The sequence below is a fragment of the Flavobacterium sp. HNIBRBA15423 genome (assembly GCF_052655965.1).
In genome coordinates, this window is sequence record NZ_CP199751.1 from 728,514 (window position 1) to 740,976 (window position 12,463).

The 12,463-nt window shown below is 27.8% G+C and carries 13 protein-coding genes; 5 read left to right on the plus strand and 8 right to left on the minus strand.

The annotated features are described in order from the left end of the window. Positions 1–155 precede the first annotated feature (155 nt). Complete coding sequence (locus tag ACULEV_RS03295) at positions 156–776, plus strand: murein L,D-transpeptidase catalytic domain-containing protein (RefSeq protein WP_445457250.1); 621 nt, start codon at positions 156–158, stop codon at positions 774–776. A 67-nt stretch (positions 777–843) separates the two neighbouring features. Next, positions 844–3,057 carry an ATP-binding protein gene (locus ACULEV_RS03300; protein ID WP_445457251.1) on the plus strand — a complete coding sequence of 738 codons (2,214 nt, stop codon included), beginning with the start codon at positions 844–846 and terminating at the stop codon, positions 3,055–3,057. 5 nt (positions 3,058–3,062) lie between these two features. Here ACULEV_RS03300 and ACULEV_RS03305 read toward each other — a convergent pair whose 3' ends face one another. From ACULEV_RS03305 to ACULEV_RS03330, 6 genes are all read right to left on the minus strand, one after another. Further along, positions 3,063–3,455: a DUF2721 domain-containing protein gene (locus ACULEV_RS03305; RefSeq protein ID WP_445457252.1), complete on the minus strand. Its 393-nt coding sequence runs from the start codon at positions 3,453–3,455 to the stop codon at positions 3,063–3,065. A 143-nt stretch (positions 3,456–3,598) separates the two neighbouring features. Next, positions 3,599–4,432: a hypothetical protein gene (locus tag ACULEV_RS03310; protein ID WP_445457253.1), complete on the minus strand. Its 834-nt coding sequence runs from the start codon at positions 4,430–4,432 to the stop codon at positions 3,599–3,601. A 109-nt stretch (positions 4,433–4,541) separates the two neighbouring features. Further along, a complete protein-coding gene (locus ACULEV_RS03315; protein ID WP_445457254.1) occupies positions 4,542–5,060 on the minus strand; it encodes a GNAT family N-acetyltransferase in 519 nt (172 codons plus the stop codon). After that, the gene (locus ACULEV_RS03320) at positions 5,060–5,980 is read right to left on the minus strand and encodes a hypothetical protein (RefSeq protein ID WP_445457255.1); all 921 of its coding nucleotides are present in this window, start codon (positions 5,978–5,980) and stop codon (positions 5,060–5,062) included. Before ACULEV_RS03320 ends, ACULEV_RS03315 begins: the two co-directional genes overlap by 1 nt. 6 nt (positions 5,981–5,986) lie before the next feature. Next, the gene (locus ACULEV_RS03325) at positions 5,987–6,811 is read right to left on the minus strand and encodes an alpha/beta hydrolase (protein ID WP_445457256.1); all 825 of its coding nucleotides are present in this window, start codon (positions 6,809–6,811) and stop codon (positions 5,987–5,989) included. A 373-nt stretch (positions 6,812–7,184) separates the two neighbouring features. Next, on the minus strand, positions 7,185–7,751 hold the full coding sequence (locus ACULEV_RS03330) for a YdeI/OmpD-associated family protein (protein WP_445457257.1): 567 nt from the start codon (positions 7,749–7,751) through the stop codon (positions 7,185–7,187). A 44-nt stretch (positions 7,752–7,795) separates the two neighbouring features. Here ACULEV_RS03330 and trhA point away from each other — a divergent pair, with 44 nt between their 5' ends. After that, positions 7,796–8,422, plus strand: coding sequence for a PAQR family membrane homeostasis protein TrhA (trhA, locus tag ACULEV_RS03335; RefSeq protein WP_445457258.1), 627 nt, complete (start codon positions 7,796–7,798; stop codon positions 8,420–8,422). A gap of 86 nt (positions 8,423–8,508) precedes the next feature. Here the strand turns inward: trhA and htpG are convergent, their stop codons facing one another. Beyond that, entirely contained in the window at positions 8,509–10,395 is a 1,887-nt protein-coding gene (htpG, locus tag ACULEV_RS03340) for a molecular chaperone HtpG (RefSeq protein WP_445457259.1), read from the minus strand. 173 nt (positions 10,396–10,568) lie between these two features. Between htpG and ACULEV_RS03345 the strand changes: the two genes are divergently transcribed. After that, on the plus strand, positions 10,569–11,042 hold the full coding sequence (locus ACULEV_RS03345) for a lipocalin family protein (RefSeq protein WP_445457260.1): 474 nt from the start codon (positions 10,569–10,571) through the stop codon (positions 11,040–11,042). Between the two features lie 12 nt (positions 11,043–11,054). Next, entirely contained in the window at positions 11,055–11,750 is a 696-nt protein-coding gene (locus ACULEV_RS03350; RefSeq protein ID WP_445457261.1) for an OmpA family protein, read from the plus strand. Between the two features lie 84 nt (positions 11,751–11,834). Here ACULEV_RS03350 and ACULEV_RS03355 read toward each other — a convergent pair whose 3' ends face one another. Further along, the gene (locus tag ACULEV_RS03355) at positions 11,835–12,437 is read right to left on the minus strand and encodes a hypothetical protein (RefSeq protein ID WP_445457262.1); all 603 of its coding nucleotides are present in this window, start codon (positions 12,435–12,437) and stop codon (positions 11,835–11,837) included. Positions 12,438–12,463: the final 26 nt, after the last annotated feature.

Below are 12,463 nucleotides of genomic sequence, written 5' to 3' on the forward strand. Positions count from 1 at the left end.
TCAATTAAAAGACTTTGCTTATTAGAAAATCCTAATTGAAGTGATTAAAGTGTATTTATATTCATGATTAAAAGACTTTATGTAATTTTTAGACAAAATTTAACGCAAAAGGTTTAAATTATATTTTAATATTACCATTGTAATTTAATTTAAGAATGAAAAAAATATTATTTATTAGCCTTATCGCATTATTCTGCTGTAATAATAAAAAGATTTCAGATAAGAATACTGTAGAAAATACAAAGCAAGAGTTAGTAAAAGATTATTCTAATTATCATAATGAAGCTAAAGCTTTCATTGAAAAAAATAACTTTAATGAAACTTATTATTATTTAGTAGATTTAAATGAACATTCTGGTAAGAATCGTTTTTTTATTTATAATTTCAAACAGCAAAAAATTACAGATAGAAATTTAGTTACACATGGTAGTTGTGATCAATTTGAAGAAAATCCTGAAAAGTGGCAAAAAGTAAAGTTTGATGTAAGAAATGATAGTCATTGTTCTATGGATGGAAAATATAAAATAGGAAAAAGAGATTATAGTTCTTGGGGAATAAATGTTAAATATTGGATGCTTGGTTTAGAAAAAACAAATAATACTGCTGTTAAAAGAGTTGTGGTTTTACATTCTTGGGATGCAGTTAAAAACGAAGAGATTTATCCAAAATATAGCCCTTTAAGTTGGGGTTGTCCTGCAGTTTCAAATGAATTTATGGAAAAGCTTGATAATCAGTTGCAACAGGTACAAAAACCTGTTTTATTATGGATAATATAAAAAATATTTTTTTATATTATTTTTTTCATACATTTATTGTCCCAATGCTGCTTAAATGTTAAACCGATTGAAAGTAAATAAAAGAGAAAAAGAAATACTTTTATTGCTTGATGAAGCTCATCAAATTAGAATTAGTAACCTGCCAAAGAGTATTGCATTAACAATTAGTGCGTTAGACTCAAGTTCTCAAATAGGGAGTAAACCTTTATTGGCTAAAAGTTATAGTCAGTTAGGATTGTACTACATGGTTATTGGTGAAATGGATAAAGCCGCAGTTTATTCTAAGATGGCTTTAATAATTTTTACAAAATTAAGAGATGAAAAAGGTATCGCTGATGCTAAGTATAGTTTGGCGGGTGTTTACTACAAAACAAATTTATACCATTTAGGACTGATTTCTTTTATAGATGCTTTAAAAATATATCAAAAAGTAGGAGATTATTACAACCAATCTCGAACAGAAAAATCATTAGGAACTATTTATGGCTATATTGGCGATCAAAGTAAAGCCTTAAAATCATATAATAGTGCTATTAAAAATGCAAGAAAAATAAATGATTTTAATTTAGAATCTAATGCTTACAATAATATATCTGGCATTCTTGCTAAAAAGGGCAAATTAAAATTTGCGATGGCTTTTATTAATCGATCGATTGAACAAAAAAAAATTACTAATGATATAAGAGGTATGGCCTATGCTTTATATGGTAAAGGGAAAGTTTGTTTTTATTTAAAAGAATATGAAAAAGCTGAGGAGTTATATTTTAAAGCTTTAAAAATTCATAATGAAACAGGCGAGAATACTGGTCGAGCTATGACTTATACAAAGTTAGGTGAGTTATATTATGCTAAGAACGATTTGGATTTAGCTCTAGAAACTGCATTTACTGGTTTAGAAATTGCTACTTCTCTTAAATTAGCAATGTCTACAATTAAACTTAAAAAGTTGGTTTATCTCATTTATAAAGCTAAGAATGAACATGAATTAGCCTTGGATTATTTTGAACGCTATCAACAGGAAAAGGAGACAGTAATTAATTCTCAAACTTTAAAAGTAATTGAAAATTATGAATTAATTTCTAAAATGGAAGTCTTAAAAAATGAGACTAAGCTTCATAAAGAAAAACAATTATTACTTGAAAAGAAAAATCAAGATGAGGCCAAAGCAATAAAAATGAGACAAGATTTCTTGTCCATAATGAGTCATGAAATTAGAACACCTTTAAATGCGATAACTTCTATTGTTGAACTATTAAATGATGAAATAAGTGGTGAAGGAAAAGAATTATTAGATAGTTTAAAATTTGCTTCTTCAAATCTTATTAAAATTGTTAATGATGTATTAGATTTTACAAAACTAGATTCAAATAAATCAAAATTAGAGATTGCTCCTGTTCAATTAGCTAAACTAGCAAAAAGCATTGTAAGTGTTTATGATATACAAGCTGAAGAAAAAGGCTTAAGTTTAAAACTGAGTTGTTCAATACCAAATCAAAATTCGTATGACTTAGATGAAACGAAATTAACACAAGTTTTAAATAATTTAATTAGTAACGCAATTAAATTCACCGATAAAGGTAGTGTTGAATTAAAAATCAATGAGATTAAATCAACCCCTAGAAAGGATACAATTTTATTTGAAGTAAATGATTCTGGAGAAGGTATTTCAAAAGAAAATTTAGATGAAATTTTTGAAAGTTTTTCTCAAGTAAAACCTATTTTAATTCGTAAACAAGGAGGAACTGGTTTAGGTCTTGCTATTGTAAAGAAAATAATAGAATTACATAATAGTAAGATAAAAGTTAAAAGTATAGTTGGAAAAGGTACCACTTTCTATTTTAAATTAAAAGTTCCTAAAAAACAATTGATTGAAAGTCATTTAATTGAAGAAAAAGTAGTTGTGAAAAACATTAATTTAAAAGGTAAAAAAGTATTAATAGTTGAAGATACAGTTATAAATGCTGTTTTACTTCAAAAGCTGCTCGCTAAATGGGAAATAGAATCGGAACATGTTGAGAATGGAAAAATTGCTTTAGAAAAGGTAAAAGAAAACTTTTATGATATTATTTTAATGGATATTCACATGCCAGACATGAATGGATTAGAAGTTACCAAAATTATAAAAACTACTGAGAATTTAAATACTAAAACACCAGTTATAGCATTAACAGCAGATACTATGGTAACTTCAAAAAATTATGAAACCAATCATTTTAGCGGGTTTTTATGGAAACCATTTGAAATTGACAAACTAAGAGAAACTTTGGAAAGAGTTTCTTAAAACATTTATTTATCTTTTAAATCGCTAAGATGTAGGCGTAAAGCCTTTACAGAAATACTAATTTCCCAGAAAGAAAGACCTAAAGAAGTAAGTAGGCTTAATAAGGACAACCCAAATAAATAAATTCCTATTAGTTGATGTCCTATGAATAAAAGAAGCATAGCAAAGACTGATAAGAACAGACACATTACTCCAAATAATTGCATGTATCTTATAAGTGTTAATCTTAAGTTTAAATTTTTAATTTCAAGTAATATAAGCTTGTTTTCTTCTTCATCGTATGTTTTTTTTAGACTTCTAATAATTTGAGCAATGGTTAGAAAACGATTGGTGTAAGCTAAAAGAATTAAAGAAGTAGCAGAAAATAGAAGAGCAGGAGTTTCAATAGATAAATTCATAAGTGATAATTACAAAAAAATCAAAGGTCGTTAAAATTTAAGCAAACAAAAAAGAATCGCTAATCAAATTTAAAAAAGGATTAGCGATTTTTGTGAAATTATTATCTTCTTTGTCTTTTTGTTTTAACACATGATGCTAATTTTTAAAGTGAAATAGTATAAACCACACCGTTTGAATGTGTATAGGAAGCTTGATTGTCACAAGTGTTATCTCCATAATCTAAAATACCATCTAAGAAACTACCTTGTAAATCAAGTTGACCTTGAGAAATATAATTACAAGCATATTTTTTAATTAGTGGTTCAACAACTGTAACTGTTAAAGAAGTTCCATTTGGTCTGTTTACAGTGTGAGTGCCAGATAAAACTTCATAAATATTATCTCCTAAAGTTAAAGTGCTTACACCAGCTGTTTGTTGAACGGTTCTAGTTCCAGAAAAAGTAAACTCATTTCCTGTAATAGTAATTAATTTACCATTTGTAACTGTTCTTGTCCATTTTGGTACTTGTGAATCAGTAGTTTGGTTTTCATAAACAACTGTTCCTTCTATCTTTCTTCCGTTTACGTAGTAATTAGTTCTTTCAATTGTCATTTTACTACCATAATTTGTAAAATAATCATCAAAAGTAATTGTTATAATTCCTGATCGTAAAATACCGTTGTCTAAACAACTCGTTCCAAAGTCAATAGTGAATATTTTTGGAAAAACCCCTGGAGTTGGGTCATTTACACTTAAATTGGCACATTGAGGAAAAGACATTTGAGTATTTTCTGTTCTACTTGAATAACTATTGTTTTCTGTTGCAACATCTAACCCCAAATTAAAATCAAGTTCATTTGAAAAATCAATTTGACCATTCGCAACAAGTAATTCTTGATCTACCGTATTGGTTTCTTGATCTTCTTTATCACAAGAATAAAAGGTAAGACTTAAAATAGATAAGATTGTTAGTACTAAAAGATTTGTTTTTTTCATAATTCAAAGTATTAGTGTTTTATATATAAGATTTAAAAAAGTTAAAAAGGTTTAATCTAAATGTTAATTTTTTTAACATTCATAATCTTTTTCAATAAACATGCCAGTTTTAGGAAGGTAACCAATTACTTTTTTTAATTTCATAAATAGGATTTCCTTCAATACCTTGATTAGATGTTGAATAACCAATTATTTTTCCTCCTAATTTAATCATAGCTTTTTGAGAGCGAAAATTGCTTTTCGCTACATGAAAATGAACAGCATTTACATATTGGAAAGCATAATCTAACATTAATTTTTTTATAGCACTATTGTAGTTTGTTCCCCAATAGGATCTTGCTAGGAATGTAAATCCTATAACTAGTGTGCTTTTATTGCTGTCTAAATCATAAAAACGCGAAGAGCCAATGATGTTATTAGTAACCTTGTCAATAATAATAAATGCGCCTTTAGATTCTATTGCTTTTTGAAAAAAATCTTGAAAGACTTCTCTTTTATATCTGTCATTATTAGGGTGTTGTTCCCAAAGTAGTTTATCAGATGCTACAGTAAATAATGCTTCAAAATCTGCTTCTTCCAAAGGTTTTAAACTAACTAATTCATTTGTAAGAAAGGGCTGAAGATTCATTATAATTTTAAATTAGATTTGTAAATTCTACTGAAACCATTCTCATATTTATTAATTTCTTCTTCAAATTCTTCAAGGGTTTTAAAAGGTTTATTGGTAACCAAATTCATTTTACTTGTAAAATATAATATACCAGTAGTAGTATCATAAAAAGGACAATAATCCATTGCTGAAGAGTTAATTTGATCTCCTAAGTTAGTTGCAGTTTGCCAATTTCCTTCTTTGTTTTTATAACTTATGTAAAGATCACCGCTACCTAATCCTTCTTTTCTGTTGTAACCTGTGAAAATTAAAAAGTTTTCATCTGGAGCAATAAATGCATTAAATTCATAACCATTACTGTTAATTGCTGTTCCTAAATTTATAGGATTTGTATAACTGTTATCTTTCCAATAACTTACAAAAATGTCATCTTTACCAAGAGAATTTTCATTATCAGAAGTATAATATAAATTACCATTTAGAGCTACAGAAGGATAAAATTCATCTTTTTCAGTGTTTATTGGCAAGCCTAAATTGATGGGTTTTGACCAATTCTCATTTATAGTTTTTCGTTCTACGTACCAAATATCATAATCTTTACTTTTTGTAACAGAATCATTTAAAGGTCTGTCTGAAGCAAAATATAATCGTAAATCATCGTGACTTAAAAAGGGTTCAATGTCTCTATGATTAGTAGTAAAAGAAACTAATTGTGGTTTACTCCATTTGTTTTTTATTTTTTTTGCACATAAAATTCTAGATACATCTCCGTTTGAACTTTGAAGCGTAAAATAAATTTCGTTTTGATTCTTTGAGATAGCAAAATCTCTACAGTTTGCATACTGTATTAAAAAGTCAAATGCTGGTGTTGTGTTTCCTTTTTGTCCAAATAGGATTGAAATGTTGCAAATAATAACTAGGGATAATAATTTATACATATATGTTTATTTTTGTTCTTTATAAGGAAATTCAAGTAAAAAAGCTTGGTACAGACTGTTGTGTAAAATAGTGGTATGATTTTCTTTCGGAAAAAAAATGAAATTTGAAACAATGTTATTGGGATGCTTTTTTAATTCCGATGCTAAAGTTTTAGTGTCTTTAACCATTATATTATGTTCTTCACCTACAGCAAGATAGACATAAACAGGCTTTTTAATTTTTGACAGATAATTAGATGCATTATGTAATAAAGATTGATCATCCCACCATAAACTTGGGCTTATGATGAAGTAATGTGTAAACAATTCTGTTTTTTTGAATAAAATTTCAGTTGCTAATAATCCACCTAAAGATTGTCCTAGTAGATATTTTTTATCTGAAATTTTATAATTGTTTGCTATGAATGGCTGAAGTTCTTCCTCTATAAAACGAATGAATTTCTCTGAACCACCAGTTGTTGGATACTCTTTTTTTAAGTCAGCAATTTCTGTTGGAAACGTAAAATCGTGTTTTCTATCTCCATTTGCAATTCCTACAACTATAGTCTTTGGCATACCTAATTGAAGATTAAAAAATTGAACCAAGCCAGTTACATGCAAAAAATCTTCAGTAATAGAACCATCTAATAAATAAATTACAGGATAAGGAATGGAATCATTTTTAGTATAGCCTTCAGGTAAGTAAATGTTTAAAATGCGATCTTGAGAAAGAATTTTCGATGAGATTGTAACCGTTTCTCCTATAGAAAATGATTTTTTTACTTCTTGGCTAAAAATAATGGATGGAATTGCAAATACTACTAATAAGATAAATACAATGTTTTTTTTCATTATGCTTTCATTTGTTTTTCAAATATAAACATTTATCATTTTTATTTTAATGATTCTTTTTATTTAACAATTTAGAAAATAAAAGTAGTAATTAGAAAGTGTTTACAAACTACTCTTTTTGATTAAAAGAGTAATTTAGGAATGTGAAGTAAATGCAAAGTAAGTTAAATAGTACAAGACCAATTAATATCAAGATAGATTAAAAAAACAAAACCGTCTAAAAAATTTAATTTAGACGGTTCTATCATGCTTGATCTGTTTGTTTGTTGTTACAAATTTATTGAGTTTTTTTAAATTGATTTTACAATAAAAATATAGAATTTGTTAAAGTTTTGATTTGGATTACTTTTTATAATTTAAAAATGACTATTGTTTATCTTGACTTAATATTTTTCTCGCAAAGTTCTATTATTTGGCTAATTCTCACTTGTCTAGTTGTTTCTCTTTTTGCTTGGTTTAACCAATATAAATAGTTTTTACGATATGATTTACTGAAATTTTGATAATTGGCATAAGCTAACTCATTGTTTTTAAAAGCTTCTTGTAAATCTGTTGGAATTTCTAAATTTTCTACACTGTCTAAACTTTCCCAACTACCATTTTGTTTTGCCGTTTCAACTTTTTTTAGACCACTTTCATGCATTAAACCTACTTCAATTAAATCTTCAATGTACGTTTTGTTTAATTTACTCCACACACTTTTGTCTTTTCTAGGAGTAAAAAGTTGTTGTCTTCTTTCTTCATCTAGTTTTTTAACAGTTGAATCTATCCAACCATAACAAATGGCTACTTTAACAGCTTCTTCCCATCGCATACTTTCTGTTTCACTAGCTACTTTAAAGAAAATTAAATAAACACCGTTATATGAATTATGATTGTCATGTAACCATTCTCTCCATTCTGTATCATTTTTAAAATATAAAATAGGTTTTTCTTTCATGTGATTTTTAGTATCTTTAATCTGATAAATAATTATTTTTTGTAATGGTAGCGAAAGTCAAAAATAAGGAAGAATTTTTAAATACAATTTCACATGGATTTGGTATTGTATTAGGGATTTTTGGATTGGTATTTTTGTTGTTAAAAAATAGAGAAGTAAATCATTTTAGTACATTAAGTATTTGGATTTATGGATTTTGTTTGATTGCTTTATATACAGCATCAACTGTTTATCATGCTTTAGAACATGAAAAGAAGAAGAAAAAAGCTCAAATTTTTGATCACATAGGTATTTTTCTTCTTATAGCAGGAACTTATACACCAATATGTTTAATAACATTAGAACAAACGACAGGTTGGCGATTGTTTTTTGTGATTTGGAGTATTGCAGGTATTGGATTGGTAATGAAGTTATTTTTAACAGGTAAAGTAGAAAAATTATCATTGATTATGTACCTAATAATGGGCTGGTTAGTAGTTGCAGAATTAAATGAGTTGATGAATTTACTTTCTACAGAAGCTTTAACTTATATGGCAATTGGAGGTGTTTTTTATACATTAGGAACTATCTTTTATGCTTCAAAAAGAATTCCTTATGGACATTTTATTTGGCATTTATTTGTTTTAGGAGGAAGTATCTCGCATTATTTTATGATTTATAGTATTGTTTAGATAGGTTAAAAAAAAAACCTGCAAATATCATTTGCAGGTTTTTCTATTTTCTATTTTCTATTTTCTTTATTTTTTTCTCTTTCTTCTTAGCGAAGCGTTTCAAAACTACGTTTTACAAAAGAAGTCAATTCTTCTCCTTTTAATAAACCTTGAGATAATTTAGCTAAATCTAGGGCTTGTTTTACTAAGTTAGCTTTTGCATCTTCGTTTTCAGTACTTAAAATTGAAGTAGCTAATTCAGAATTTGTATTTACTACTAAATTGTACATTTCAGGTAAATTACCCATTCCAAACATTCCACCACCACCAGATTGACTCATTTCTTTCATTCTTCTCATGAATTCGGGTTGCGTAATCATAAATGGAGCCGATTTGCTATCCATAGCTTCTAATTGAACTGTATATGTTTGTTTTGGAACAATAGTTTCAAGAACGGTTTTTAAACTTTCTTTTTCGTCATCCGATAATTTAGAAATTTGATTTTCTTCTTTCTGAATTAATTTCTCAATTACATCTCCGTCTACACGTGCAAAAGTTAGGTTTTCATTATCTGATTCTAATTTTTGAATCAAATGCGAAACAATTGGACTATCTAATAATAATACTTCGTATCCTTTTTCTTTGGCAGTTTCAATATAACTGTGTTGCGTTTCTTTATTTGAAGCATAAAGAATAACTAACTTTCCGTCTTTATCGGTTTGTGTGTCTTTTAGTTTTTCTTTTAATTCAGCTAAAGTGAAATATTTATTATCAATCGTTGGATATAACACAAAATCACCCGCTTTTTCATAGAATTTTGGTTCTGAAAGCATTCCATATTCTAAAACAATCTTGATATCATTCCATTTTGCTTGAAAATCTTCTCGGTTTTCACTGAATAATGATTTTAACTTATCGGAAACTTTACGAGTAATATAATTTGATATTTTCTTTACATTTCCGTCTGCTTGTAAATAGGAACGAGAAACATTTAATGGAATATCTGGTGAATCGATAACACCTTTTAGCATCGTTAAAAATTCTGGAACAATTCCATCTACATTATCCGTTACAAAAACTTGATTTTGGTACAACTGAATTTTATCTTTCTGAATTTGTAAATCTGGTGCTAATTTTGGGAAATATAAAATACCAGTTAAGTTAAACGGATAATCAACATTTAAATGAATGTGGAATAAAGGTTCTTCAAATTGCATTGGATACAATTCACGGTAAAAACTTTTATAATCTTCATCTTTTAAATCCGTTGGTTGTTTTGTCCAGGCTGGATTAGGATTGTTAATGATATTTTCAACCTCTTTGTATTCTGTTTTGTAATCTTCTGGAGCATCTTCTGGTTTTGGTAACGCTTCTTGCTTAGTTCCAAATACAATTGGAATAGGCATGAACTTATTATATTTTGTTAGTAAACCTCTAATTTTTCCTTCTTCTAAAAATTCTAATGAATCTTCAGCAATATGAAGAATAATTTCTGTTCCTCTTTCTGTTTTGTCATGTGATACTAATGTGAATTCTGGACTACCATCACATGTCCAATGAGCAGCTGGTTCGTCTTTAAATGATTTAGTAATGATTTCTACTTTTGAAGCAACCATAAAAGCGGAGTAAAATCCTAAACCAAAATGTCCAATTACACCTGAATCTTTGGCAGAATCTTTGTATTTCTCTAAAAATTCTTCTGCACCAGAAAAAGCAATTTGGTTGATGTATTTTTCAACTTCTTCAATGGTCATTCCTAAACCTTGATCTATGATATGAAGTTTTTTTCCTTCTTTATCAATTTTAACATTAATTTTTGGATTGCCATATTCGACTGCAGCTTCACCTATGCTTGTTAAATGTTTTAATTTTAAGGTTGCATCGGTTGCATTTGAGATAAGTTCACGTAAGAAAATTTCGTGATCACTGTACAAAAACTTTTTAATTAAAGGGAAGATGTTTTCTACTGATACATTAATTTTTCCACTAGACATATTTATGATTTTTTAATTATACATTTTGTGTTAATTCTTAGTCAAAAGGAATACCAATTTATGTAAACTGACAAATTGGCTGAATGGAAATTTTACAAGGGAAAAATGAGATTATGTAAAAAAAATATTAAGAAATAGATTTACATTTGTAAAAGAAATATAAAAATATTAATATGAAAAAAATGCTAATTGTAATGAGTTTAGTTGTAATGCTAGTCTCGTGTAAATCAAATTCACCTGTTGGAACTAAGCTAGATATGAAAACGGAAGTGGCTTTAAAAGGAAATTGGAGCATATCTTCGGTTGATTATCTTGGTTCTGAATATATTAAAGTAACTTCTTTTAACATTGAAGATTCTCAATGTTTTGTGGGAAGTGAATGGAGTTTTGTTTCAAATAATAATAAAGGAGAAATGAGACTAACTAAAGGAGGATGTAGTGGCTATAATTCACCAATAACTTGGTATATCAATAAAGATGGGAAGTTAGTAATGAAATTTTTAGAAGGAGTGAAGGCGAAAAAGATGGATATAGGATATGTTTTAACAGTTACTAATGTAACAGAAAATTCGTTTCAATTAATAGATACTATAAATGTGGGTGGAAAAAGTACTAATGTAGTATATCAATTTATAAGAAATAATTAAATTTTAAAAAATATGAAAAAATCTAAATCGATAGTATTAATACTTTTAATGTGTTCATTAATAGTATTTAATAGTTGTAATGCAGTTAAGAATACAAATAAAACACAAAGAGGTGCTGCTATTGGTGCAGTTGGTGGAGCTATAATTGGAGGTGTTTTAGGTAACAATATAGGAAAAGGTGGTAATGGAGCACTTGGAGCGGTAATTGGTGGTGTAGTAGGTGGTGTTGCTGGTGGTGTTATTGGAAACAAAATGGATAAGCAAGCTAGAGAAATAGAGACTGCTTTGCCTGGAGCAGAAGTTAAGAGGGTAGGAGAAGGAATACAATTAGTTTTAGGAGAGAGTTCTGTAAATTTTGAGTTTAACAAAGCGACATTAACTCCTTTAGCAAAACAAAACTTAGATAAATTAGTACCAGTTTTTAAAGATTATGCAGATACAGATATTACCATTTTTGGTTATACTGATAGTAAAGGTGCTGATGATTATAATTTAAGTTTGTCACAACAACGAGCTACAAGTGTGAAAAATTATATGACACAAAAAGGAATTTCTTCTTCAAGATTTGTAATAAAAGGTATGGGAGAAGCTGATCCAATTGCAGATAATGAATCAGATGCAGGAAGAAGTAAAAATAGACGTGTTGAATTTGCTATTGTTGCTAATGAAAAAATGATTGAAGATGCTAAAAAAGAGTCTCAAAATTAAAAACATAATTTTGATTGGCTAATAAAAAAGGAGATTGTTTTTAAAAACAATCTCCTTTTTTATGGTATTAATCTAATTAGTATATTAATAATACTCGTCAAATTTATAAACAATTCCTCCAGTAATATTGTACATAATTCCTGTAATAGAATTTGGATAGTCTTGATAAGTAAATTGACCATCAAAACCATAATGTTGTGATAAATTAAAAATTACGGAAGTATCAATTGCAAAATACAATCCTTGTGATATCTTGATTTTTGGTGTTAAACCAATAATAGCATTTACTGTATTGTCTGCGTTAGAATATTCTGTAGATTTAATAAAGGAATAACCACCTCCTGCATGCGCAGATAAATTAAAAGAGCTATAAAGGCTAGTTGGGTCGATTAAGTCAGAAATATTAGCTGTTGCTTGTAATGAAATTCTTGTAATGTTTATTCCTGTTTCTTTATTGAAAAAATCATTTCTTGATCTAAATTGGTCTGAACCAAAATCTAATTTGGCTCCAAATGACTCATCAAAATCATATAAGATTCCACCTCCAAAGTGTGAAAAATTATTGATACTTGGTTGTAATACACCATTCAATCCATAATTAATCTCGATACCGAATTGTGCTTTTGAAGAATTTGAAAATAAAAAAAAGGATAAAATTAAACTAATAGTAAAAAAATTTCGTGTCATTTTGAATTATAATAGGTTTTTATTTT